The sequence below is a fragment of the Enterobacter sp. WCHEn090032 genome, from assembly GCF_003986875.1.
GTDB classification, from domain to species: Bacteria; Pseudomonadota; Gammaproteobacteria; order Enterobacterales; family Enterobacteriaceae; genus Enterobacter; species Enterobacter sichuanensis.
On sequence record NZ_RXRN01000003.1, the window covers coordinates 15,281 to 39,612 of the forward strand.

Below are 24,332 nucleotides of genomic sequence, written 5' to 3' on the forward strand. Positions count from 1 at the left end.
GTAGCTATTAAGATTCAGTTATCGTTTATGAACCCATTCTTTCATATGGAAAAAAGAGTCGAAGAACGATCCATTTATGCTCATTCGAAAGCCGGATCGCCGGCGCCGGGCAAAAAATCATCTGCAGGTTTTACCGTAACATCGATTACAGACGGATCGTATTTCATTGCCAAGAAGCGCTCGCGATAGAGGTGGTAAGCCGCATCACAGACGTTGCTGGTGAAATAGGCGTTATAACCTCCACCAACGGCCGCACCTGCGATAGGGATCGTTTGGGCCAGTTTTGCTTTGGTGAGGCGAATCCCCAGGCTGTTGGCTATCTGCCTAATAATCTTCACAAATACTTGTTTTTCTAATTCTTCCCAGACTACTTTCTTTGCGACCTGCTGCGATATTTTTACCAGCTGCGCCATGGCGACGTTTTTCGCCATAGTCGATGAAGCAGAAGAGAGCCCCAATATGTTAAAGGCAAAAAGTCGTTCTTCCTGACGGGTGATATCAAAACCGTAATATGTATGTATTCTCCAATGGCTCGCAGATTCAATGTAATGAGGGTAGGTATATCGATGGCCATCCCTGCAATCCCCATCACACCTGCGCCTGCACCTTCCGCCAATGCAATGCCCTTGTATTTAGCAGCCAGCCAGCCGACGGTTTTATCGATGTCCTCGAGACGTAGCGTTTCAATATCTGCGTAGTGATTGATGTGGACATGCCCGTCATTACGGTACTCTTCGAAAATCGCCTCTGGTCGCACTGACCACAGCGCGGCATCGTTACAGACACCCACCAGACCCTGTACAGAAGATTGAATGGCTTCGCCGACGACAGGCGTTGAAAGAACTATCTCTCCGGCGCTGTTTAGAGGTTTGCTGATTAATTCAAATGATTTAGCTAGAAAACCTCGCTGTGGGTTTTTCCAGTCGTGGATTTGCTGAAGTGCATTTTTGTCGTAAGCGATCAGTTCCATTTTATCTCTTGCCTGAAGTCATCAGTGTTTGTATGACGTGAATTTGATAATAATGTATCGGCAATAAAAACGCATAGATGAGTAATTTAAAGTTTTTTTTGAAGATAGGTCGCAAAAAGAAAGGGAGGGTCTAGAAGGATGTTAGATTGTGCGGTTCATCGATGAAAAAGATCATTTTGACATGTTAAATCTCTATGACTTGCATTTACGATTGTATAACTTCCGCTTCTCGCTCAAAGCAGACCTTCAGTGTCACGTGCTTGTCTGCTGTGTGCCAGGAGCGGACGTTGAGGAGACGGTTATTTTGATGCGAAATATTTACGTAATATTTTTTCTAATAGCGAAAAAACGACCGTCACCCTTTTGGGAGTAATCAACTGGTAAGGCCGATATAAATAAAATTGCCATTTCTCCTGTCGCAGTTCAGGCAGTGTGGGAACAAGTTGGCCGCTTGCTAAGTACTCCCTACAGATAAAATCGCTGGATTGTACAACCGTTTTCCCGGCCAATGCAGCCTGAATTTCGGCGTATGGGTCTGTAGTATAAAACTCAATATGGCGAGGGACAAAAGTATTCACTGCGTCACTCATAAACTCAAATGATTTTCCCGTCTCAGGATTAATTAAACCACTAAATGGATAACGCTGTCGAAGATCTTCTAAATCAATTGGTGCTCCCAGGCGCGCAATGAGTTCAGGGGACGCAACCAAAATATGTTCAACTTGCCCGATATTTTTAATGATAAAGTTTGGATTAGGTTCTCGCCCTACACGTATACCTATATCGATACGATGCTCGATAGTATCAAGTTTCATCATATCTAAACGCCAGTCGATAAATAACTCAGGATATGGACGTAGTGCAGTCAATAGTTCATACAAGATTTGTTCATGATTTGGAAGTCGAAGTAATGTGATACGAACAATACCCTTCATTTCATTATCATCTTTCGCTGTCTGAAATAGTTTTTCAGAATCTTCCAGCAGTCGCTTCGCTTGGGGTAAAAATAACTCACCAAAACTGGTGAGAAAGATCGAACGAGTATTGCGTTTGAAAAGAGGTTCACCAAGTTGTTTCTCCAACTCAGCGACTGTTCGGGTTACTACTGATGGTGAAACCGACAACTTTATGGCTGCTTCGCGGAAGTTTAGGGTCTCAGAGGCAATGATAAAAAACTTTAGAGCATCAAGTTTGTTCATGATTGTTGTGAAAATTGCAATAATGCATTTAGATAATAGCAATTAATTTGCAACTATTCCAGTCATATAATCGAACAATCAAATAAGTAACCTGTCTTAATTTTTTATCAGAACCCAAAAGAGTAAATTATGTCAATTCAACCAGTAGAGTTAAACAAAGCCTATCGTTTATTGCAGGTCGGGCCAACGACGATGATATCTGCTAAAAATGATGGCATTGAAAATGTCATGGCAGCGGCTTGGGTGGGGTTAGTAGGCAATAACAAAGTGATGGCTTTTATAGGTCCACAGGCATTTACTCGCGGGCTTGTAGAAAAAAGCGGATATTACGTTGTCCAGATCCCAGTAGTAAAACAAATGGAAATGGTTTTATATGCTGGAGGCCACAGTTATTCTGATACACCCGATAAAAACAGTAAAATTCCACTGTTTTATCAGAAAGAGTTTGATCTTCCTTTAGTTGAAGGTTGCGCAGGCTGGTTAGTCTGTAAGGTCATACCCAATGTAGAAAATGAAAAGCAGCACAACTTGTTCATGGGGGAAATTGTCGGAGCATGGAGTGATGACCGCGTTTTCAAAAATGGGCACTGGATTTTTGATCATGCGCCTGATGAATTGCGTACTGTCCATTACGTGGCTGGCGGACAGTTTTACGCCATTGGCAAAGGTACAAAATTTAATTATGGTCCGGGAAAAGACTAATCCTTACTTCTTTATAAATGTAGCCATATAACATGGCTACATAGAGGTAGTAACAAAAAAACCACTTAAGATGTCCGCTTTTCGCTCAAAGCAGTAATTCTTTTCCCGGAGGCGCCAGAGGCGCCCCCTAATTTTAAAAATTAACTTAAGTCTTTATTTCCGACTCGCCAGGACGCATCGGCAGCCTTTTTACTCATTTTTCTTTACCCTGCACCACATTGTGCATACAACTGTCACCGTCCAGTTCTGCTGGAGTTAATATTATTGGACTGGTAGAGTGATGCCGTTACACATAATGGTTAAAAAGGATTTAATTTATGTCAAAAAAAACAAAAACGTTGGCTGCCGTCCCCTTCTTCCTCATATCTGTTGCAATGACAGGATGCATACAACGCGAGGTTGTCGTTAATCATGTGCAGGATGTCACCTCTGGAGACCGGGCTGAAGTGAGAATTGTTGGTTTTACCAGCGATACTATGATGTGGGGGGATTTTGATTGTAATCAGCCATATAAGATGCCTCCAAAAGGATACTACCCTGAAGTAAGAACAACTTTCGAAAGTAACCCCGTATATATCGATAAGGGCTTTAAAAAATCCAAATTGCCAGATGGCGTATACCCTCTTGACCGCGCAGAATATTATGTTCGTGCAGGAAAATTATTAGGTGTATGGCCTTCTAAACATCTTAGCGATGGTAGACTTTGTACTAAAGACTTTGTTATCCGGCCTGAAAAAGACAAATTATATGAATTCAGGAACCGGAATGACGATAATATGTGTTATTTTGAGTTATATGAAATAAATAAATCAACTGGGGCAGCAACCAGGATGAAAATGACAAGCTATAGAGATATGTGTCCTAAATAATTATCTTAGAAGCGCCCTACTGAATAATGGAAGCTTGATAGTCATCGGTGAGGCGCGTCAGTGTCCTTTTGCACATTTGCCCCTGTGTTTCCCAAACGGAAATGCAGCATTTGAAAAGGGTGAAGAAATTTGCGAATGGAGCACCACTATCTGTGTTGTCTGATGATGGGTTGTTCCGCACCAGGATCGTTGTCGCATTACCCTCGCCTCCCCTGCACCGTCATCGCGCACCGCTGCCTGCTTTGCGTGCATTACTTTTGACCATTTAGTCCACTTTATTTGATTTCAATTCACCAACCTCTGATTAACACATTAATAACAAAGCCTTTTTAAAAACTGGCATCCCCTTTGCAGATCCCTTTTCGCGAGGCTTAACAGGATATGCAGGATGCAGCGCCACGTCTGACTTTCACCCCACACTGAGATGAAGAGAGGTTCGTGATGAAAATTGGCGTATTTGTACCGATCGGCAACAACGGCTGGCTTATCTCGACCACCGCACCGCAATACATGCCGACCTTCGAGCTGAATAAAGCCATCGTGCAAAAAGCGGAGCACTACCATTTCGACTTTGCGCTCTCGATGATCAAGCTGCGCGGCTTTGGTGGCAAAACCGAATTCTGGGATCACAACCTGGAGTCTTTCACCCTGATGGCCGGGCTGGCCGCGGTCACCTCGCGGATTCAGATTTACGCGACCGCCGCCACGCTCACCCTGCCTCCGGCCATCGTGGCGCGCATGGCCTCGACCATCGACTCCATCTCCGGCGGGCGCTTTGGCGTCAACCTGGTCACCGGCTGGCAAAAGCCGGAGTACGAGCAGATGGGGCTGTGGCCGGGTGACGATTACTTCTCTCGTCGCTACGACTACCTCACCGAATACGTGCAGGTGCTGCGCGACCTGTGGGGTACCGGCAAAAGCGATTTCAAAGGGGATTTCTTCACCATGAACGACTGCCGCGTCAGCCCACAGCCGTCGGTTCCTATGAAGGTGATTTGTGCCGGGCAGAGCGACGCGGGAATGGCATTCTCGGCGAAATATGCCGACTTCAACTTCTGCTTCGGTAAAGGCGTCAACACGCCAGCCGCCTTCGCCCCGACCGCCGCGCGGATGAAAGAGGCCGCCGACAAAACCGGGCGCGACGTGGGCTCGTATGTGCTGTTTATGGTGATCGCCGACGAAACCGACGACGCCGCCCGCGCGAAATGGGAGCGCTATAAGGACGGTGCCGACGAGGAGGCCCTGAGCTGGCTCACCGAACAGAGCCAGAAAGATACCCGCTCCGGGGCGGATACCAACGTGCGCCAGATGGCCGACCCAACTTCCGCTGTCAACATCAATATGGGCACGCTGGTCGGCTCGTACGCCAGCGTCGCCAGAATGCTTGACGAAGTGGCGGCCGTTCCCGGCGCGGAAGGCGTCCTGCTCACCTTCGATGATTTTCTTAGCGGTGTGGAAACCTTCGGCGAGCGCATCCAGCCGCTGATGCAGTGCCGCGCCCATATCCCTGCCGTTACGAAGGAGGTGGCGTAATGACGACCCTGAACGCACGCCCGGAAGCCATTACCTTTGCGCCTGAGCAGAGCGCGCTGATTGTCGTGGATATGCAAAACGCCTACGCCAGCCCCGGCGGGTATCTGGATCTGGCGGGGTTCGACGTCTCGGCGACGCAACCGGTGATCGAGAATATCAAAACCGCCGTAGCCGCCGCACGCGCCGCCGGTATGCTCATTGTCTGGTTCCAGAACGGCTGGGACGACCAGTACGTTGAGGCCGGCGGCCCCGGTTCACCGAATTTCCACAAATCGAACGCCCTGAAAACCATGCGCAAGCGGCCCGAGCTGCAGGGCAAACTGCTGGCGAAAGGCGGCTGGGATTATCAGCTGGTGGATGAACTGGTCCCGCAGGAAGGCGATATTGTGCTGCCCAAACCGCGCTACAGCGGCTTTTTCAACACCCCGCTCGACAGCCTGCTGCGCAGCCGGGGGATACGCCATCTGGTGTTCACCGGTATCGCCACCAACGTCTGCGTGGAGTCCACCCTGCGCGACGGCTTCTTCCTGGAGTATTTCGGCGTGGTGCTGGAAGACGCGACCCATCAGGCCGGGCCGGAATTCGCCCAGAAAGCGGCCCTGTTCAATATCGAAACCTTTTTTGGCTGGGTCAGTAACGTCGCGGAGTTCTGCGACGCCCTGAATCCTCCACTCGCCCGTATCGCCTGAGGAGAAAAACGATGCCGAAATCCGTGATTATTCCGCCGGGTACCAGCACGCCCATCGCCCCGTTTGTGCCCGGCACGCTCGCCGACGGCGTGGTGTACGTCTCCGGCACGCTGCCGTTTGATAAAGACAACAACGTGGTGTTTATCAACGACCCAAAGGCGCAAACCCGCCACGTGCTGGAAACCATCAAAAAGGTGATCGAAACAGCGGGTGGCACGATGGAGGATGTGACCTTCAACAGCATCTTTATCACCGACTGGAAAAACTACGCCGCGATTAACGAAATCTACGCGGAGTTCTTCCCAGGCGATAAACCGGCCCGGTTCTGCATTCAGTGCGGGCTGGTGAAGCCGGAGGCGCTGGTTGAGATCGCCACCGTTGCCCACATCGCGAAGTGAGGCGGCCATGAAACTCTCCGTCTCACCGCCCCCGTATGAGGGGGCACCCGCGGTGGTCCTGATTGCCGGTCTCGGCGGCAGCGGCAGCTACTGGCTGCCCCAGCTCGCCGTGCTGGAGCAGGAGTATCAGGTGGTCTGTTATGACCAGCGCGGAACGGGCAATAACCCCGATACCCTGCCGGAAGGGTACAGCCTTGCGCAGATGGCGGACGAACTGGCCCGGGCGCTGGCGGAGGCCGGGATTGCCCGCTACAGCGTCGTCGGCCATGCGCTGGGGGCGCTGGTCGGCCTGCAGCTGGCGCTGGATCATCCCGACGCCCTCACCGCGCTGGTGTGCGTGAACGGCTGGTTAACCCTTAACGCGCACACCCGCCGCTGCTTTCAGATCCGCGAGCGCCTGCTGCATTCCGGCGGCCCGCAGGCATGGGTAGAGGCGCAGCCGCTGTTTCTCTACCCGGCAGACTGGATGGCGGCCCGCGCCCCTCGTCTGGAGGCAGAAGAGGCGCTGGCGCTGGCCCATTTCCAGGGAAAAACCAACCTGCTGCACCGGCTCAGCGCCCTGAAGAAAGCCGACTTCAGCCGCCATGCCGCGCGCATCCGCTGCCCGGTACATCTTATCTGCTCCAGCGACGACATGCTGGTGCCTTCTGTCTGCTCCGCTGAACTGCAGGCGGCAATCCCCGGCAGTCAGAAAGTGGTGATGCGCCAGGGTGGACATGCCTGCAACGTCACCGAGCCGGACACCTTTAACACGCTGCTGCTGAACGGGCTTGCCAGCCTGCTGCACAGCCATGAACCTGCGTTATAAGGAGCTGTAATGAGCGAAGCCATTAATCCCACTGCGCTGGAGACGCTGTTTACCGCCGCGCGCACCCATAACGGCTGGCTGGATATGCCGGTCAGCGACCAGGTTTTGCGCGAGATCTACGACCTGATGAAATGGGGCCCTACGTCCGCCAACTGCTCTCCGGCGCGGATAGTCTTTGTGCGAAGCGCAGAGGGAAAAGAGAAGCTGCGCCCGGCGCTCTCCAGCGGCAACCTGGAGAAAACGCTCTCGGCGCCGGTTACGGCCATCGTGGCCTGGGACAGTGAATTCTACGAGCGCCTGCCCGAACTGTTCCCGCACGGTGATGCCAGAAGCTGGTTTACCACCAGCCCCGCCCTTGCGGAAGAGACGGCGTTTCGCAACAGCTCCATGCAGGCCGCTTACCTGATTTTCGCCTGCCGCGCCCTGGGGCTGGATACCGGCCCGATGTCGGGCTTTGACCGACAAAAAGTCGACGACGCCTTTTTCACCGGCACCACGCTTAAAAGCAACCTGCTGATCAACATTGGCTATGGCGACCCGGGCAAACTTTACGGACGCCTGCCGCGTCTGGACTTCGACGATGCCTGCGGCCTGGCGTAAGGAGCGAACATGACAGCACCGGATAAACAGACCTTTCGCGACGCCATGGCCTGCGTTGGCGCGGCGGTCAATATCATCACCACTGACGGCCCGGCGGGAAGAGCAGGCTTCACCGCCAGCGCGGTGTGCAGCGTCACGGATTCACCGCCCACCCTGCTGGTGTGCCTGAACCGCGGCGCGTCCGTCTGGCCCACGTTTAGCGAAAACCGCACCCTGTGCGTGAATACCCTGAGCGCCGGGCAGGAGCCGTTATCCAACCTGTTTGGCGGCAAAACGCCGATGGAGCAGCGCTTTGCCGCTGCCCGCTGGCAGAGGGGCGACACGGGCTGCCCGCGGCTGGAGGATGCGCTGGCCTCTTTTGACTGCCGCATCAGCCAGGTGGTGAGCGTCGGCACCCATGACATTCTGTTCTGCGACATCGTTTCGATTATCCGCCATCCGGCGCCGCAAGGGCTGGTGTGGTTTGACCGCGGTTACCACGCGCTGATGCGATCCGCCTGCTGAGGCGCTTTAAGGAGACAGACCATGTTCGGATTTCCCCACTGGCAGTTGAAATCGACCTCCACAGACGCCGGCGTGGTCGCGCCGGATGAACGGCTCCCGCTCGGGCAAACCCTGGTGATGGGCGTGCAGCACGCGGTTGCCATGTTTGGCGCCACGGTGCTGATGCCGATGCTGATGGGGCTGGATCCCAACCTATCGATTCTGATGTCGGGAATCGGTACGCTGCTGTTCTTTTTTGTCACCGGCGGGCGCGTGCCCAGCTATCTGGGTTCCAGCGCCGCCTTTGTGGGGGTGGTCATCGCCACCACTGGGTTTAACGGCCAGGGGATCAACCCTAACCTGAGCGTGGCCCTCGGGGGCATCATCGCCTGTGGTCTGGTGTACACCCTGATTGGTCTGGTGGTGATGAAGATCGGCACGCGCTGGATCGAACGCATGATGCCCCCCGTCGTGACCGGTGCAGTGGTGATGGCGATCGGCCTGAACCTCGCGCCGATTGCGGTCAGGAGCGTCTCCGCCTCGCCGTTTGAAAGCTGGATGGCGGTGATCACCGTGCTGTGTATTGGCCTGGTGGCGGTATTTACCCGCGGTATGGTCCAGCGCCTGCTGATATTGGTCGGGCTGATTGTGGCCTGTCTTTTCTACGCTCTGCTGGCAAATGTCTTTGGTCTTGGCAAGCCTGTCGACTTCACGTTGCTCCATCAGGCAGCCTGGTTCGGTCTGCCGCATATCACATCACCAACCTTCAACAGCCAGGCGATGATGCTTATCGCCCCCGTGGCGGTGATCCTGGTGGCGGAGAACCTGGGTCATCTGAAGGCCGTGGCGGGCATGACCGGACGCAGTATGGATCCGTATATGGGCCGTGCGTTCGTCGGCGACGGACTGGCAACCCTGCTCTCCGGTTCCGTGGGCGGCAGCGGCGTCACCACCTATGCCGAAAATATCGGCGTGATGGCGGTGACCAAAGTCTACTCGACGCTGGTGTTCGTGGCGGCGGCAGTGATGGCGATACTGCTTGGCTTCTCACCGAAATTCGGCGCGCTGATCCACACCATTCCGTCACCGGTTATTGGCGGAGCATCGATTGTGGTCTTCGGGCTGATCGCCGTGGCGGGAGCACGCATCTGGGTGCAGCATCGCGTCGATCTCAGTCAGAACAGCAACCTGATTATGGTGGCCGTCACGCTGGTGCTGGGCGCGGGGGATTTCGCCCTGACGCTGGGCGGATTCACAATTGGCGGGATTGGTACGGCGACCTTTGGTGCAATCCTGCTTAACGCCCTGCTGAGCCGGCGGGAAGCAGCCGCGCCGCAGGGTGAGGTGGTGCATCAGGATTCGTGATACGTCTCCCCTCACCCTAACCCTCTCCCCGAAGGGGCGAGGGGACTGGCTGGTGCTGTCTGTAAGACCAGCACAGGTCTGCATTTCTCCCTCTCCCCTCCGGGGAGAGGGGCGGGGTGAGGGGGGGGGGGCAAAAAACGCCCCCCTCATACTTTCAGGACGCAGGCCTACTCTTCTTCAAGCAGGCGTTCGATAGATTTGGTGGGATAAAAAAGCGAATGACTGTTTTCACCCGTCAGAGGGATAAAGCCCAGCTTCAGATAAAACCGTTTAGCCTGTTCGTTAATCGCATCGACAAAGAGTCCATGTACGCCTACCGCCTGGGATGCCAGGTAAACCACGCGCATAGCATGCGTGACGAGTGTTGTTCCCCACTCACGTCCCTGCAGGTCTTTATGGACAGCCAGACGCCCCAGCGTCACGCTCGGTACGTTGATATAAGGGATCCGACGCTGCTGAGTCTTAGAAGGAAGAATCGCTTTTTCAAAGCAACTTCCGGACAGCGTGTAATAGCCCAGGACACGAGGATGGTCGCGATCTTTAAGCAGATAGCCGCGTAAAATACGTCCAGTGTGCTGACGCACCAGATGGTCTGCCAGGAAGGAATTTAGCGAGGGTTCACCACAATCGAAATTCCTGAAATCATACTCTTCTCCCTCTGAAAACATTTCGATCGTGAGATTTTCCACGACGCTTCACTCCATGTTTCGAAGACGTTTTGCCGCTCGCTTCAGGCGTTCATTTGGCTCTGGCGGATTGTCGATGGCGTTCATCACGGCATTCCATGATGTTTCGTTTAAGACGAGACGCCGATGCTGTTCGATGACCTCTGCAGCACGTTCAGACGCACTGTTCACCATAAACTGGGTGATCGTTTGGTTCGTCATCGCCGCCGCCTCTTCAATCATTGTTTTGTCTTCGTCCGTCAGGCGAAGATCGATACGCTGTTTTTTAAGTGCTGGCATAATTGACTTTATCGTGTACGGTGTTTATCCGTACATATCGTAGAGACATCCGTCCTTTTTTTCAATCTAAACCTTCTTCAGCCGTCACATCGCTCACCTCACGGCGACGTTTTTTTAGCTTTAATTCACTCACCAGCACACCGGCGACGATAAACGCTGCGCCCACCAGGGCCAGCAGCGGCAAACGCTCGCCCGCAAGCCGCCCAAAAATCCCTGCCCAGACCGGCTCCCCGGTATAGATCACCGTCGCCCGGGTCGGCGACACGCTGCGCTGCGCCCAGTTCATGGTCACCTGAATAATGGCGCTGAAAATGCCCAGCCCCAGCGCCACCACGACCAGCCCGGTGGACATTGGCGGTACCGACTCCCCTGCCGGCACCATTGTCGCAAATGCCACCAGCGACGCGGTGGCAAGCTGCACTACCGTCACGCGCTTGACGTCGACCTTCCCCGCCCAGGCGCTAATCAGAATAATTTCCGCCGCAATCGCAATCGCCCCGATCAGGGTAATGATCTCCCCCGTCCCCAGCGCCAGCAGGTTGTTTTCCGGCCCGGCGAGCAGAATAAGGCCAATAAACGCCAGCACGATCCCGATGCAGGACATCAGCCCCGGCAGTCGCCCAAGGCACAGCCACTGCAGTAGCGGCACCAGCGGCACATACATGGCGGTAATAAAGGCGGATTTACTGCTGGAGATGGTCTGCAATCCCCACGTCTGCAGGCTATAGCCCATCGCTATCGCCACCCCAATCGCCACGCCCGCCTTAAGCTCTTTCAGCGTCAGACCCCGCAGCGTGTTTAGCGAGCAGAGCCCCACGGCAATCGCCGCCGTCGCAAAGCGCAGGCCAACAAAAAAGAAGGGATCGCTAAGGGTCACCGCGTACTGGACGGCCAGAAACGTCCCGCCCCAGAACATGGTGATGAGAATAAGGATGGCTTCCTGCGGTTTAACGGAAAACTTGAAACGTGAGACAGACATGCGGCACTCGCAATGAAGAACAATTCCCTAGTGTGCGTTGCCTTTGGTTACAGTTCAATGTTGCAGAAATAAAAAAACCGCCGGGAAGCCCCGGCGGCAGGGAGATCAACCCGGCGACTTACTTATTGCCGCCATGGCTGTTTTTACCCCCTTTTTTGCCAGCCTCAGATGCGCGCTGAGGGTCATTTTTAAAATTCCCCCCGCTATGCTGGCCACCTTTACGGCCTGCTTCTGATGCTCTTTCACGGTCTTCTGCGAAATTACCTGAACCACCACGATGGTTTGCCATCTCTAACCTCCAGAGTGTGAAACATTAGACATCATATTGCATTCAGTAAAAGAGGATTCTTTCACCTCGCGGCTCAAGGACAACGCCTTTATCTGTGCCGCGTGAAACTAAGCTTAGTGGAATGAGGTTATCCGGCAAGCCGAAGGTAATATCCTGCAACATGATCTCAGTCTTTCGGGTGAGATGACGCGGCGGTAATCCATAAGCCTTTCTTATCATTTTAAAAATCGGCAGCGGGAAAGTTGTATCATTTTGCTACAACGCCATTTTTAGACCCATATTGTTATAAATCAAATAAATGGCGTTCATTTTTGCAGTCTGGCTGTGATGACATATCTTTAAAAGAGCGCAGCGATCCGCTGTCAGAGAAAACAAACGAGGAGTGATGCAAAATGGCAAAAGTTCTGGTGCTCTATTATTCCATGTATGGACACATTGAAACCATGGCTCACGCGGTAGCAGAGGGTGCAAACAAGGTGGACGGCGTTGAGGTTGTGGTGAAACGCGTACCGGAAACCATGCAGGCAGAAGCATTCGCAAAAGCCGGGGGTAAAACACAAAATGCCCCGGTGGCCACCCCGCAGGAACTGGCTGATTACGATGCCATCATCTTTGGCACCCCGACCCGCTTTGGCAATATGTCCGGCCAGATGCGTACCTTCCTCGATCAGACGGGCGGCCTGTGGGCATCAGGCGCGTTATACGGCAAGCTCGCCAGCGTCTTCAGCTCCACCGGGACCGGCGGCGGCCAGGAACAGACGATTACCTCAACCTGGACTACCCTTGCTCATCACGGGATGGTGATTGTGCCGATTGGCTACGGGGCACAGGAGTTATTTGATATTTCTCAGGTACGTGGCGGTACGCCGTACGGCGCAACCACCATTGCCGGCGGCGATGGCTCCCGACAGCCGAGCAATGAAGAGCTCGCTATCGCCCGTTATCAGGGTGAATACGTCGCGGGTCTCGCCAAAAAACTGAACGGCTAACCCAACAGGAGGACAAGCATGCCAACGCAAGAATCAAAAGCTCACCACGTGGGTGAATGGGCAAGTTTACGCAACACCTCGCCGGAGATCGCCGAAGCCATTTTTGAAATCGCGAAGTATGACGAAAAACTGGCAGAGCAGATTTGGGAAGAAGGCAACGATGAAGTGCTGGTGCGCGCCTTCGAAAAAACGGACAAAGACTCGCTCTTCTGGGGTGAGCAAACCATCGAACGTAAAAACGTCTGAACGTTTCCCCCCGCCATGCGGGGGGTTATCCTCTATTTTGCCGCGTTGTTCATCACCGCATTGAATTTGTCGACAGGACAGAAGCCGTTCACATCGACCGGACAGCCCTTAAGCTCAAGCGTCACGCGCTGCGCCGGAGATTGCAGCGACAGCACGCTGGCGTTACGCAGTTGCTCTGAGCTCTGATAGACATACTCAATTTTCATCAATTCCTGGTTGCTGTTTTTGTCATGCCAGCGCTGGAAGACAATTTTGCCGCCAATCGGGGTGCGTTCCTGCTGGTCGTGCAGCTGGTACGGTTTAAAATCCAGCGCCGTGAGCAGGGAAGCGATGTTTGAATCATGCCCCACCAGCAGGGTAATTTTCGGCGCTTTCGCCTGTTCGGTGACCAGGGTTTTATCGATGTATTTCACCAGCGGTTTGGCGACGTTTTGCGCCACCTCGGTAGAGGTAAACAGCGAGTCCTGATAACCGTTTTTCAGCTTCGACAGTACGCGCCACTGCTGGTCGGTTTTGATCTCTCCCCAGGCCACCTGGTCTGCCGGGAAACCTTCGTAATACTGCAGCGTAAATGCGTCAACCAGCGAGTTACCCACCTTCAGCGGCCCGGAAACGCCTGGCTCTTTTTCGTAATCAGCGCTGAAGGTATCTTTCGCATCCGCCAGCGAGCAGACCTTTTTCTCTTTGCACGACGGCGACTCAGCGTAGTTCGTCATCTGCTCCAGCAGCTTGTAGCTTTCCGCAAGCTGCATTTTCTGCCGCTCGGCCTCCATCGCCTTCAGCGCTTTGTCACGGAATTCAGGGGAGTTATCGGTAATCACCGGGTTAAAGGTCGGGTCCATGGTGCCCATTTTTTCCTGGTGATGAACAGGCACATCACAGCCCGGGAAGGCGCCGGTGATAAAGAACTGCGCGGTGGCGACGGTACGCTGCAGGCTGTTGGCATAGGCATACACCGCATCCGCTGGTGGACACTCGCCGGTCTTGATCATCCCCTGCTGTGCCAGCCACTCGCGCATATAATGACCCATATAGACTTCCAGCACGCCGCCTTTGGTGGTGAGTTGACCGCCCGGCACTTCCCACTCAGGCCACTGCTTTGGCGTCGACTGCTCCAGCACGCTGCCGTTGTTGGCAAGCGGAGCGCGCAGGTTATGACGACTCATGATTAAAACTTGCTCCAGCTGATACCCTTCCGGCGTCTCTTGCGCCTGCACGCCAAACGTTGCTGAAATGGAACCGGCGGCTGCCAGCGCGAGTAGTGCTTTTCTCATCCCTAATTCCTCACTCGTTTTAAAATGTCGCGTTCAGTGTGACAGAACCGTGACAATTTTCCGGGAAGCATTTCTCAAACTGATGATTAACACGCTTACGGTGAGCGTGGATTAGTTTTATAATAAAACCATACCCCACCGGAGAATGTGCTGTGAAACGTACCCGTCTTGAAGAGAGCACCTGCCCCGTCGCCCGTTCGCTGGATATCATCGGTGACTGGTGGTCACTGCTGATTGTTCGCGACGCCCTCCGCGGGGTTACACGCTTTGGCGAGTTTCAGAAAAGCCTCGGAATTGCGAAAAACATGCTGACCACGCGGCTTAAACTGTTGGTTGACGAAGGTATCCTTCGGCTTCAGCCCGCCTCCGACGGCAGCGCCTGGCAGGAGTATGTCCTGACCGAGAAGGGACGCGCCCTGCAGACGGTGCTGGTTGCCCTGTCACAGTGGGGCAATGAATATTTATTTGCTGAACACGAATGCGGCACGGTCCTTGTCGATAGCGAAAAGCGCAAACCCCTGCGAAAACTGGCGCTTATCGCCGACGACGGTCGCGAACTGACCCCTGAGCAGATTGTGGCCAAACTCCCCTCCTGATCGCTCCCGCCAGCAAAAGCACAAAATGCCCACCAATTTGGTTGCATTATAAAACCAAATAGCAGAGAGTGGATTAAGTTTCATGTTGAAACCAAATAACCCACTTTGCTTTGAGGTAACACACGATGACTACGCCACGCTCTACCGCCCTGGTAACAGGTGCCTCTTCCGGAATTGGTGCTGTCTATGCCGATCGCCTTGCCGCTCGCGGCCTTAATCTGGTGCTGGTCGCCCGGCGTGAGGAACGACTGCAGGCGCTGGCCAGTGAACTGCGCGAACGCTATGACGTTGCGGTCGAGGTTCTGGTGGCCGATCTCACGGAGGAAGCCGGGATCCGCGCCGTGGAAGAGACGCTGCGCAGCAACACCGCCATCGATACGCTGATTAACAACGCGGGCACCGCACAGATGGCCCCGTTCCTCGCGGGTGATGTGGCCCGGCATCAGGCCATTAACACCCTGAACACCACGGCGCTAATGCGCTTAACGTATGCCATTCTGCCGCGCCTGGCACAGAATAACCGCGGCACGCTTGTCAACATCGCGTCCGTGCTGGCCCTGCACGTGCGGGCGGGCAGCGCGCTCTACAGCGCCACCAAGGCGTGGGTGCTCAGCTTTACCCGCGGGCTGCAGGAAGAGTTTGCCGACAGCAACCTGCGCATTCAGGCGGTGTTGCCTGCCGCCACGGCGACGGAGATCTGGAGCCATTCCGGCGTCACGGTTAACGATCTGCCGGAAGGGTCAGTAATGACCACGGAAGATATGGTGGATGCGTCACTGGCGGGTCTGGATCAGGGTGAACTGATCACCATCCCACCGATGCATGACGCTGGCCTGTGGGATCGCTACGAAACGGCGCGTCTGGAATTGTTTAACAGCGCGCGCACCGGTATTCCTGCCCCGCGCTACGTAAAACAGTAGCCTAACGCTCCAGCTGGTCGCCGTACTCAGTCATCCAGGCGGCCAGCGGCGAGAGAGCATTTTGCAGAGTAAGCCCGAGCGCGGTAATTTGGTACTCCACCCGCGGCGGGATCTCAGGGTAGACCGTACGCGTCACCAGCCCGCGCTGCTCGAACAGGCGAAGCTGCTTCGTCAGCTCTTTTTGCGTAATCGGGGCAGCCGCCCGCAGCAGATCGCCAAAGCGAACGGGCGTATTGAACACAATCAGGCGATAGAGAATGGGGATCGCCCATTTCCCGGAAATCAGGTTGACAAACTGCGTCATCGGGCAGGTATACACCTCAGATTTTTTTTCGCAGCACACGTCCAGCCTTTCTGCCATTGCACACCTCTTGCCTCTTTAGTATCCATTTGGTACCTGGTTTCCTTTCGATACTAACGTTTCTATAGTGGTTTCTCCAGAGACATTTCAGGAGAAGAATATGGGTCGTTTAACCGATAAGTATACGCTGATTACCGGCGGCACCAGCGGCATCGGTCTTGCTACCGCGCAGGCGTTTATCGCCGAAGGCGCACACGTCGCCGTCACCGGACGCAATCCCGACACGCTCGCCGAAGCAGAGCGCATTCTGGGCGAAAACGCCTGGGTGATCCCGACCGATGCGGGAGATATTGCTTCGCAAAAAGCGCTGGCGGAGACCCTTGCCGCCCGCTGGCCACGCCTGGATGCGGTCTTTCTCAACGCCGGTGATGTGACGCACGCGCCGCTGGAAGCGTGGCAGGAAGAGGCCTGGGATCGTCTGATGGGCATCAACCTGAAGGGACCGTTCTTTTTAATTCAGGCACTGCTGCCGCTGCTGAATAATCCCTCCTCCGTGATCCTGTGCGGCTCCGTAAGCGCGCGCATCGGCCTGCCCACCAGCAGCGTGTATGCCGCGAGCAAGGCTGCCCTGCTGTCGCTGGCACGCACGTTGTCGGCGGAACTGCTGCCGCGCGGGATCCGCGTCAACGGCCTGAGCCCCGGTCCGGTGGAGACCCCGGCCTTTAACAAAACGGGCTTAAGCGAAGAAGCGCTTAACGCGATGATGGCGGAGATCATCAAGCTGGTGCCGCTGGGCAGAATGGGCTCCACGACGGAGCTGGCAAAAGCCGCGCTCTATCTGGCCTCCGACGAGTCCAGCTATACGGTAGGCACGGAGCTGCTGGTCGACGGTGGGATGGGAAGTTTGTAACTCAGAAGGCGCTGATGCCGGTGACAATGCCGACATACAGCGCCGCCCAGACGGCGGCAGAGAGCAGGCTCACCGCGTAAACCTTGACCACGTTAAGCCTGAGCATGCCTGCCGCCAGCGGTACGATATAGCGCAGTACCGCCAGGAAGCGCGCGCTGAACAGCACCAGCACGCCGTTTTTCTGCAGCTGATGTTGCACCCGCAAAAATTTACCGGCGTGTTTTGCGGTGAGGCGGGTTATCCATCGCGTGTGCCCCATCAGCTGGCCGATATGGAAGTTCAGCACTGAACCCACCGTTGCCCCCATCACCACGGCCAGCCACGCCAGCGCCGGATGCATGCTCGCCTGACTCACGGTAATGCCGGTCAACAGCATCACCGAGGCAGGCGGCAGCACAGAGGAGATCAGCACCGTTGATTTACTCAGCGCCATCATAAATAACAGCGCGAAAAGATGTGCCGGATAGAGCGCAAAGTGATTCAGCAAAGTATCAAGCCACGTCATTTACCCTCCCCCGATGTAAATATCATTCTTCATTTAAAATGAATTCACTTAAATAAACCCTCAACGTCTTATTAATAAGATTCGTCTAAACCGTTCTTAAACATTTTTTAAATTTCTGAGCGGCAAAATTAATTAAGCGTATTATCCCTCTCGTTTTATACCCTAAATAATTCGAGTTGCAGGAAGGCGGCAAGGGAACGAATCCCCGGGAGCGTACACAAGTACGTGACTGGGGTGAGTGAGTGCAGCCAACGCACCTGCAACTTGAAGTATGACGGGTATACAACGATCTCGTTATGGCGAGGCTCCTGTACAAATACACGTTATCGCTCTGGTGGGTTCGAGAGAACCGGCACAGGGTAAAACAGGCACTGTCGAATCAAGGCTTTGTCAGTATAACTTCCCTTGCGGGATACGGTGTACAGTGCTGAACCCAGGACGTGGGGATCTCCTCTTCGACATGCCCTGTCTTGCTCGCCCCTGAGAGATTTTTATTATTCAAAGGGAATTCATTATGTCTTACGCTATTCACAACCAGAACCCGACATTCAATGACAGCGCCATCGCGCAGTATATGAATACCGATTTTATCGTCCTCGATATTTCATTATGCGTGGCGCTGGCGCGCGAGCAATTCTTCGAAAAATTAAAAGACGATGATATTCCGTCGCATATTTTCATTGAAGACCATGGCCGCCTGGCGGGAATGATTGCCGTGCGCCAGTTGCTGCAGACTTCCGATACGGTACAGCCGGTGAAATCGCTGATGATTTCGCAATTTTTACAGGTCAAACCGGAGGATGAACGTGCCGACGTGGCCGGACTGCTGGCCCACGGCGACGCGGATGTCGTGCCCGTGGTCACCCACGGGAAGCTCGTCGGCTGCCTGACCGAACGGGAAATCGCCCATCTGCTGGAAGATGACGTTACCGAAGATGCCCAGCTTCAGGGGGCGACGCTGCCGCTGGAGAAGCCCTATCTGGAAACCAGCGCTTTTAAGCTGTGGAAAAAACGCTCCGTCTGGCTGCTGCTGCTGTTTGTCGCCGAAGCCTACACCAGCTCGGTCATTCAGCATTTCGAAGAGGCGCTGGAGTCCGCCATTGCGCTGGCGTTCTTTATCCCGCTGCTGATTGGCACAGGTGGCAACAGCGGAACGCAGATCACCTCCACGCTGGTGCGCGCCATGGCGCTGGGAGAGGTGCACCTGCGCGATGTCGGACGCGTGCTGCGCAAAGAGATGAGCACCTCGCTGATGATTGCCGCCACGCTGGGCCTTGCCGGGTGCATCCGGGCCTGGATGATGGGAATTGGGCTGGAAATCACGCTTATCGTCAGCCTGACGCTGGTGTGCATTACGCTGTGGAGCGCCATCGTCTCGTCCGTGATCCCGATGGTGCTCAAGCGCTGCGGCATTGACCCGGCGGTTGTCTCCGCACCGTTTATCGCGACGCTTATCGACGGTACCGGGCTGATTATTTACTTCAAAATCGCGCAATATACCCTGGGGCTGGAGTGATCTTGCGAGCACCGCTTTCCCGTGATTGCGGTGCTCACTGTGCTACACATCACCCAGTTGATGCGCAATCTCACGCAACTGCTGGGCCAGCGCCTGGAGGTTTTTCCCCTTCTCTCCTTTCGGCCCGGTAGACTGTCGCACCACCAGACGGGCAGGCAAAATCGAGGACATACGCAACGCATTATCTTCGCCGCTGTCCAGAATGCGGCGCACCGCCTCTTTTCCCTGCAGATCTAAATCCAGTGAGACCGTGGTCAGCGCCGGGTAGAAGAACGAGCTTTCGTAAGTGTCATCATAGCCAATCACCGACTTCTCGCCCGGAATGGAAATCTGCTGCTGGTGGAAGGCACTCAGTACACCCAGCGCCATCTGGTCGTTGCCCACCAGCACGGCGGAAAACTGCGGCGTTTCACGCAGCATCTGCAGCGCACCGGCATACCCGCTCTGCGCATCCCAGTTGCCGCGGATCACCGAGGCGGGCTCCAGGCCGTAGCCTTTCAGGGTTTCGATCCAGCTTTTTAGCCTCAACTGTGCCGACACAGAGGACTCTGGCCCGGCCAGCAGGGCGATGTCGCGATGGCCCAGTTCGTAAAGATATTTAACGCTGGCGCGGGTACCGTCCGCCGGGTTAAACGAAACGTTAAACACGGAACTGTACGGGTCGACATCCAGGAACAGACAGACAATATCATCGTTGTCAGTCGCGATTTTCTGTGCCTCTTCGGCCTCCAGCGGCACGTTAATGATCACCTTGCTCACCCGCTGGGACTTCAGCTCGTTGATAGAATCCTGAATACTGTGGTTGACGTTCTCATCAATCATGGAAATCAGGACCTGATAACCTTCCACATTCGCATAGCGTTTTACCGCCGCAGCCACCTGGGAAGGGGCATGCAATGCGAGCGAAATCGTCACCAGTCCGACAGTCTGGGTCTGTTTGCCGACCAGCTGCTGAGCCAGGCGGTTGGGCACATACCGTAATAACTCTATGGATTTCTCCACCTTGCTACGCGTGGCGTCGGATACATTGGCAGATTTATTCAGTACCCTGGACACGGTCTGATAGGAGACGCCCGCATGGCGTGCCACGTCCTCTAACGTTGCGCTTTTCGACTTCATGGTCCGGTTCCTTATGTTGTTATGCGCTGATTGTAACAGGGGCGCTGGAAAAAAACGCTTACCGCCCTCTTTTCACTGGCACAACACCATCAAAAAGTATGACGCTCACAATGACACAACCTGCGACAAATCTCATCACCTGATACAAAATTGTCTATTTTATTTGCACTTAATCACACATTTATGATCATGCAATTGCCAGACAAAAGGTTTAGGCATTTTATGACAGCGAATTTGTGAACGTATTACAAAACAATAAGAGGGTAACAATGAACACGACGATCCGCTCTGTATCCGTTGCGCTGGCTGCCGCGTTAGCGTCTCCATCGCTGTTTGCCGCGTCTTCGGTACCGATTGATTTCCATGGCTATCTTCGCTCCGGCGTGGGCGTCTCACGGGATGGTGGGATGGAGGAGTGGCAGAAGAATAAAATTGGCCGTCTGGGTAACGAAGCCGATACCTACGGCGAGCTGGAACTGGGCTCTGAGGTTTATAAAAAGAACGACGTAAGCTTTTATCTCGACAGCATGGTGAGCATGGTGTCTGACGGTTCTAACGATAACGAAACCACCTTTGGCGACGATGCTCAGTTTGGCCTGCGTCAGTTGAACCTGCAGATCAAGGGGCTGATTCCGGGCGATCCCAACGCGGTGATCTGGGGTGGGAAGCGCTATTACCAGCGCCATGACCTGCACATCATCGACACCAAATACTGGAATATCTCGGGATCCGGCGCAGGTATTGAGAACTATACGCTCGGCCCTGGCGCGGTCTCCGTGGCGTGGATCCGCGGCGATGCCAACGACGTGGACTACCGCGTTGACGGTGATAACGACGTGAACATCAACTATATCGATCTGCGCTATGCGGGCTGGAAACCGTGGGCAGGCGCCTGGACCGAAGTCGGCATCGACTACGCCATGCCAAACCCGACCAACAAACAGAAAGAGTACGGCGGGCTGTACGAGGCCGACAACGGCGTGATGGTAACCGGCGAGATCAGCCAGGACATGCTGGGAGGATACAACAAGCTGGTGTTGCAGTATGCCAACAAAGGCCTGGCGCAGAACATGGTGTCCCAGGGGGGCGGCTGGTACGACATGTGGAACGATGTGAACGATGCCAGCGGCTACCGCGTGATCAATACCGGCTTAATTCCCATCACCGACAAGCTCTCCTTCAACCACGTGTTGACCTGGGGTTCGGCGGACGACACGACGCAATATACCGATAAATCGCGCCTGATTTCCCTTGTCGGCCGCGCGCAGTACCAGTTTACCGAGTATGTCCGCCTGATTGGCGAAGTGGGTGGTTTCTACCAGAAAGACACTTATACCGACGGGTCTGACTACAAGCAGAGCGGCGAGAAATACACCCTTGCCCTCGGCCTGGCCGATGGCCCTGACTTTATGTCGCGTCCGGAACTGCGTGTGTTTGCGTCTTACCTGAATGATTCCGAAAAAGGGAAATCCTTCGAGGACGGTACCGCGAATAATACCTGGAACTTTGGGGTGCAGGTCGAAGCCTGGTGGTAAACCTTCATTTTTAAAATGCGTTAATCGTTATTGTATCTCCAGCTAATTGCAGCATATATCTCTGCTCAGGGATAGCCATTACTTTGGCTATCCCTTTTTTATATTTACTGATTAAAGTGTTCATCTAATAACTGACGTAAGGCATCAGACTGCCTGCCAAAGATAGCGTGCACCTGCTGACCGATAATAATTACGCCCAGCGCCCCTTCATTCTGTAACGCCTCAGAGTCAACCTTATTTAAATCTTTAACCGTCACGCGCAGGCGGGTAATGCAGGCTTCGACGTGTTCGATATTATCGTCACCGCCAAACGCGGGAATTAAACGCTGGGTAATTTGACTGTCCATAATACGCCTCATTCTATGCAGATAAAAAAATGCCTGCTCGTGGAGCAGGCTCTTTGCCTTTTTGCCCGGCGGCGCTGCGCTTGCACGGGCCTACAGGTTGGGTAGGCCGGGTTAGCGCAGCGCCACCCGGCAATAAAACCGCACTACGCTTTACGCCTGAGCACCCGACAGTCCCACGGCAGCAGCACGGTATCGCCCGCAGCGGCGGCGTCTGTCATGCAGTCGGTATACCCTTGCGGCAGCGTGATGTACTGCTGCTGTGCCGTGTAGTTCTGCACAAACACCCAGCGGGTTTCGCCGTCCGTGCGCGCCGTGGCAACCACGCCCGGCGGGAGTTCACTCTCGATGGCGCGCGGCAGCGCCAGCTCGTTGATAATCCCGGCGAAGAAATCGCGCTGGAACGGCAGATCGTTGCGCGAAGCGACGTGCCACGCCTTGCCTTTACCGACGCGGTTGACCGTGACCGCAGGGCGACCGGCGTAGAAATCATCACGGTAGGTCGCCAGCACCTGTGCGGACTCCGCGTGGATCAGCTCGCATAAATGCCGCACCTGATACGGCCCCTGCAGGCCTGCCGCGTTGCCCGCCAGCCCCTGAACCAGATTGCGCTCCCCCTCGCCCAGGCAGTCGATCTCTTCTGCCCAGATGCCCAGCAGCTTGCGCAGCGGCCCGGGGAAACCGCCCAGATGACAGAGATCGGTCTCATCCACCACGCCGGTCCAGTAGGTCGTCACCAGATGTCCGCCATTAGCCACAAAGGCTTCTGCCCGCCCGGCAAATCCTTCGCGTACCATGTAAAGCATGGGGGCTATCACCAGCGCGTACTGGCTCAGATCGCCGTCAGCGTCAATGACATCCACCGCGATGCCTTTTTCCCAGAACGGACGATAGTGCTCGTTGACGGTTTTTTCGTACTCCATTCCCATATTGCGCGGACCTTCGGCATCGTCCAGCGCCCAGCGGTTTTGCTGGTCGAAGACGATCGCCACCCGGGCCTCGGTACGGCAGCCGACCACACCTGACAGGCGGGCCAGCATCTCGCCCAGGCGCGTCACTTCACGCCCGACGCGGGTATCCAGATGGCCCACGTGGTCGATAACCGCGCCGTGGAATTTTTCCACCGACCCGCGGCTTTTACGCCACTGGAAGTACTGCACTGAATCCGCCCCGTGCGCCACCGCCTGCATTGACGAGAGAATATGCATCCCCGGCTTTTTCAGCTTGCTGGTCGGCTGCCAGTTGGTGGTGCTCGGCGTTGACTCCATCAGCACGAAGGGCTTACCGCCCTTCAGGCTGCGCATCATGTCATGATACATGGCGGTGTAGCAGGCAAGCGCCGTTTCGTCTTTCTCCCGGTGCCACATCGGGTAGCTGTCCCAGGAGATAAAGTCGATCGCCTTCGCAAGCTGCCAGTAGTCGTAGTCGTAGAAATACTCCATAAAGTTGGTGGTCACCGGCAGTTCGGCATTCGCGGCTTTTAGCGGGGCCACTTCATGGCGGCAGAAATCGGTCACCTGCGCGGTATTGAAGCGACGCCAGTCGAGGTTCAGGCCGTGAATCGACACTTCTCCCTGCGGCGCGGGGGACGCAATCTGCGACCAGTCGGTATAGGTATGGCTCCAGAAGGTGCTCCACCACGCGTGGTTCAGCGCGTCGAGGGTTTTGTAACGCGCTTTCAGCCAGTCGCGGAATCGCGCCTGGCACAGATCACAGTGGCATTCACCGCCGTACTCATTGGAGATATGCCAGCCCAGCACCGCCGGATGGTGGGAATAACGCTCCGCCAGCAGGCCGTTTATTTTGAGCGTTTTCGCGCGGTAGACCGGGGATGACATGCAGTGGTTATGACGGCCTCCATGCAGCGCGGGCACGCGGTTGCGCCCGACGCGCAGCACCTCAGGGTATTTTTGCGACATCCACGCCGGACGCGCGCCGCTTGGCGTCGCCAGGAAAATATGAATACCTGCCGCATAGAGTTTTTCAATAATATTATCCAGCCACGCAAAATCATATTCCCCTTCACGCGGCTCCAGCTTCGCCCAGCTAAATATGCCCACCGACATGACATTACATTTCGCCTGCTGCATCATGGCGATATCTTGCTCAATAATACCGGGATAATTCTCCCACTGCTCCGGGTTATAGTCGGCGCCATGCAATAACGCCGCGACCTTTGGGCTTAAAGGCGCAAATTTATTCATATTGAAAACGTCCTGAATGGAGAT

General features: G+C 54.8%; 29 protein-coding genes and 1 riboswitch. Of the genes, 16 read left to right on the forward strand and 13 right to left on the reverse strand.

Annotation, left to right across the window (positions count from 1 at the left end; translation table 11 throughout):
- Positions 1–80: 80 nt before the first annotated feature.
- The 3 genes from EKN83_RS23465 to EKN83_RS03055 form a co-directional block, all read right to left on the reverse strand.
- Entirely contained in the window at positions 81–458 is a 378-nt protein-coding gene (locus tag EKN83_RS23465) for an EcsC family protein (protein WP_260591110.1), read from the reverse strand.
- A complete protein-coding gene (locus tag EKN83_RS23470) occupies positions 398–970 on the reverse strand; it encodes an EcsC family protein (protein ID WP_260591112.1) in 573 nt (190 codons plus the stop codon). The genes EKN83_RS23465 and EKN83_RS23470 overlap by 61 nt, the downstream gene beginning before the upstream one ends.
- A 299-nt stretch (positions 971–1,269) precedes the next feature.
- Entirely contained in the window at positions 1,270–2,169 is a 900-nt protein-coding gene (locus tag EKN83_RS03055; protein ID WP_126800309.1) for a LysR family transcriptional regulator, read from the reverse strand.
- 129 nt (positions 2,170–2,298) lie between these two features.
- Here EKN83_RS03055 and EKN83_RS03060 point away from each other — a divergent pair, with 129 nt between their 5' ends.
- The 9 genes from EKN83_RS03060 to rutG all read left to right on the forward strand — a co-directional run bounded on the left by EKN83_RS03060 (position 2,299) and on the right by rutG (position 9,616).
- Positions 2,299–2,871, forward strand: a complete 573-nt coding sequence (locus EKN83_RS03060; RefSeq protein WP_025755876.1) for a flavin reductase family protein — start codon at positions 2,299–2,301, stop codon at positions 2,869–2,871.
- 317 nt (positions 2,872–3,188) lie between these two features.
- Positions 3,189–3,740, forward strand: coding sequence for a hypothetical protein (locus EKN83_RS03065; protein WP_260591115.1), 552 nt, complete (start codon positions 3,189–3,191; stop codon positions 3,738–3,740).
- A gap of 441 nt (positions 3,741–4,181) precedes the next feature.
- On the forward strand, positions 4,182–5,273 hold the full coding sequence (rutA, locus tag EKN83_RS03070; RefSeq protein ID WP_095440998.1) for a pyrimidine utilization protein A: 1,092 nt from the start codon (positions 4,182–4,184) through the stop codon (positions 5,271–5,273).
- Positions 5,273–5,962, forward strand: a complete 690-nt coding sequence (gene rutB, locus EKN83_RS03075; RefSeq protein ID WP_045284630.1) for a pyrimidine utilization protein B — start codon at positions 5,273–5,275, stop codon at positions 5,960–5,962. The genes rutA and rutB overlap by 1 nt, the downstream gene beginning before the upstream one ends.
- A gap of 11 nt (positions 5,963–5,973) precedes the next feature.
- Complete coding sequence (rutC, locus tag EKN83_RS03080; RefSeq protein ID WP_025755881.1) at positions 5,974–6,360, forward strand: pyrimidine utilization protein C; 387 nt, start codon at positions 5,974–5,976, stop codon at positions 6,358–6,360.
- Between the two features lie 7 nt (positions 6,361–6,367).
- On the forward strand, positions 6,368–7,168 hold the full coding sequence (rutD, locus tag EKN83_RS03085) for a pyrimidine utilization protein D (protein WP_045284631.1): 801 nt from the start codon (positions 6,368–6,370) through the stop codon (positions 7,166–7,168).
- 9 nt (positions 7,169–7,177) lie between these two features.
- A complete protein-coding gene (locus EKN83_RS03090; RefSeq protein WP_126800310.1) occupies positions 7,178–7,768 on the forward strand; it encodes a malonic semialdehyde reductase in 591 nt (196 codons plus the stop codon).
- Between the two features lie 9 nt (positions 7,769–7,777).
- Positions 7,778–8,272 (forward strand): NADH-dependent FMN reductase RutF, encoded by a 495-nt coding sequence (gene rutF, locus EKN83_RS03095; protein ID WP_126800311.1) that lies wholly within the window; start codon positions 7,778–7,780, stop codon positions 8,270–8,272.
- A gap of 21 nt (positions 8,273–8,293) precedes the next feature.
- A complete protein-coding gene (rutG, locus tag EKN83_RS03100; protein ID WP_126800312.1) occupies positions 8,294–9,616 on the forward strand; it encodes a pyrimidine utilization transport protein G in 1,323 nt (440 codons plus the stop codon).
- 167 nt (positions 9,617–9,783) lie between these two features.
- On the opposite strand, the gene EKN83_RS03105 is transcribed toward rutG, so the two are convergent.
- From EKN83_RS03105 to EKN83_RS03120, 4 genes are all read right to left on the reverse strand, one after another.
- Positions 9,784–10,305: a GNAT family N-acetyltransferase gene (locus EKN83_RS03105; RefSeq protein WP_126800313.1), complete on the reverse strand. Its 522-nt coding sequence runs from the start codon at positions 10,303–10,305 to the stop codon at positions 9,784–9,786.
- A 6-nt stretch (positions 10,306–10,311) separates the two neighbouring features.
- Positions 10,312–10,581 carry a DUF1778 domain-containing protein gene (locus tag EKN83_RS03110; protein WP_025755885.1) on the reverse strand — a complete coding sequence of 90 codons (270 nt, stop codon included), beginning with the start codon at positions 10,579–10,581 and terminating at the stop codon, positions 10,312–10,314.
- Positions 10,582–10,642: 61 nt separating this feature from the next.
- Positions 10,643–11,560: a DMT family transporter gene (locus EKN83_RS03115; protein WP_025755886.1), complete on the reverse strand. Its 918-nt coding sequence runs from the start codon at positions 11,558–11,560 to the stop codon at positions 10,643–10,645.
- A 118-nt stretch (positions 11,561–11,678) separates the two neighbouring features.
- Positions 11,679–11,849: a general stress protein gene (locus EKN83_RS03120; protein ID WP_013097201.1), complete on the reverse strand. Its 171-nt coding sequence runs from the start codon at positions 11,847–11,849 to the stop codon at positions 11,679–11,681.
- A 392-nt stretch (positions 11,850–12,241) separates the two neighbouring features.
- Here EKN83_RS03120 and wrbA point away from each other — a divergent pair, with 392 nt between their 5' ends.
- Both wrbA and EKN83_RS03130 read left to right on the forward strand, forming a co-directional pair.
- Positions 12,242–12,838, forward strand: a complete 597-nt coding sequence (wrbA, locus tag EKN83_RS03125; protein WP_025755888.1) for an NAD(P)H:quinone oxidoreductase — start codon at positions 12,242–12,244, stop codon at positions 12,836–12,838.
- Between the two features lie 18 nt (positions 12,839–12,856).
- Positions 12,857–13,084, forward strand: a complete 228-nt coding sequence (locus EKN83_RS03130) for a YccJ family protein (protein ID WP_045284636.1) — start codon at positions 12,857–12,859, stop codon at positions 13,082–13,084.
- 32 nt (positions 13,085–13,116) lie between these two features.
- Here EKN83_RS03130 and agp read toward each other — a convergent pair whose 3' ends face one another.
- Entirely contained in the window at positions 13,117–14,358 is a 1,242-nt protein-coding gene (gene agp, locus EKN83_RS03135; RefSeq protein WP_126800314.1) for a bifunctional glucose-1-phosphatase/inositol phosphatase, read from the reverse strand.
- 152 nt (positions 14,359–14,510) lie between these two features.
- On the opposite strand from agp, the gene EKN83_RS03140 reads away from it, so the two are divergent.
- Positions 14,511–14,954 carry a winged helix-turn-helix transcriptional regulator gene (locus tag EKN83_RS03140; protein WP_025755890.1) on the forward strand — a complete coding sequence of 148 codons (444 nt, stop codon included), beginning with the start codon at positions 14,511–14,513 and terminating at the stop codon, positions 14,952–14,954.
- 125 nt (positions 14,955–15,079) lie between these two features.
- On the forward strand, positions 15,080–15,874 hold the full coding sequence (locus EKN83_RS03145; RefSeq protein WP_025755891.1) for an SDR family NAD(P)-dependent oxidoreductase: 795 nt from the start codon (positions 15,080–15,082) through the stop codon (positions 15,872–15,874).
- A gap of 1 nt (position 15,875) precedes the next feature.
- On the opposite strand, the gene EKN83_RS03150 is transcribed toward EKN83_RS03145, so the two are convergent.
- A complete protein-coding gene (locus tag EKN83_RS03150; RefSeq protein ID WP_126800315.1) occupies positions 15,876–16,235 on the reverse strand; it encodes a winged helix-turn-helix transcriptional regulator in 360 nt (119 codons plus the stop codon).
- A gap of 100 nt (positions 16,236–16,335) precedes the next feature.
- Between EKN83_RS03150 and EKN83_RS03155 the strand changes: the two genes are divergently transcribed.
- Positions 16,336–17,085 carry an SDR family oxidoreductase gene (locus EKN83_RS03155; RefSeq protein WP_025755893.1) on the forward strand — a complete coding sequence of 250 codons (750 nt, stop codon included), beginning with the start codon at positions 16,336–16,338 and terminating at the stop codon, positions 17,083–17,085.
- 1 nt (position 17,086) lies between these two features.
- On the opposite strand, the gene EKN83_RS03160 is transcribed toward EKN83_RS03155, so the two are convergent.
- Positions 17,087–17,590, reverse strand: coding sequence for a DedA family protein (locus tag EKN83_RS03160; protein WP_025755894.1), 504 nt, complete (start codon positions 17,588–17,590; stop codon positions 17,087–17,089).
- 283 nt (positions 17,591–17,873) lie between these two features.
- Positions 17,874–18,043: riboswitch (M-box (ykoK) riboswitch) on the forward strand.
- Between the two features lie 61 nt (positions 18,044–18,104).
- On the opposite strand from EKN83_RS03160, the gene EKN83_RS03165 reads away from it, so the two are divergent.
- On the forward strand, positions 18,105–19,106 hold the full coding sequence (locus EKN83_RS03165; RefSeq protein WP_126800316.1) for a magnesium transporter: 1,002 nt from the start codon (positions 18,105–18,107) through the stop codon (positions 19,104–19,106).
- A 42-nt stretch (positions 19,107–19,148) separates the two neighbouring features.
- Here EKN83_RS03165 and EKN83_RS03170 read toward each other — a convergent pair whose 3' ends face one another.
- Complete coding sequence (locus EKN83_RS03170) at positions 19,149–20,225, reverse strand: LacI family DNA-binding transcriptional regulator (RefSeq protein ID WP_025755896.1); 1,077 nt, start codon at positions 20,223–20,225, stop codon at positions 19,149–19,151.
- Between the two features lie 269 nt (positions 20,226–20,494).
- Between EKN83_RS03170 and EKN83_RS03175 the strand changes: the two genes are divergently transcribed.
- Entirely contained in the window at positions 20,495–21,760 is a 1,266-nt protein-coding gene (locus EKN83_RS03175) for a maltoporin (RefSeq protein ID WP_025755897.1), read from the forward strand.
- 104 nt (positions 21,761–21,864) lie between these two features.
- Here EKN83_RS03175 and EKN83_RS03180 read toward each other — a convergent pair whose 3' ends face one another.
- Both EKN83_RS03180 and EKN83_RS03185 read right to left on the reverse strand, forming a co-directional pair.
- Positions 21,865–22,107: a PTS transporter subunit EIIB gene (locus EKN83_RS03180; protein ID WP_013097212.1), complete on the reverse strand. Its 243-nt coding sequence runs from the start codon at positions 22,105–22,107 to the stop codon at positions 21,865–21,867.
- A 143-nt stretch (positions 22,108–22,250) separates the two neighbouring features.
- Positions 22,251–24,308 carry a beta-galactosidase gene (locus tag EKN83_RS03185; RefSeq protein ID WP_126800317.1) on the reverse strand — a complete coding sequence of 686 codons (2,058 nt, stop codon included), beginning with the start codon at positions 24,306–24,308 and terminating at the stop codon, positions 22,251–22,253.
- Positions 24,309–24,332: the final 24 nt, after the last annotated feature.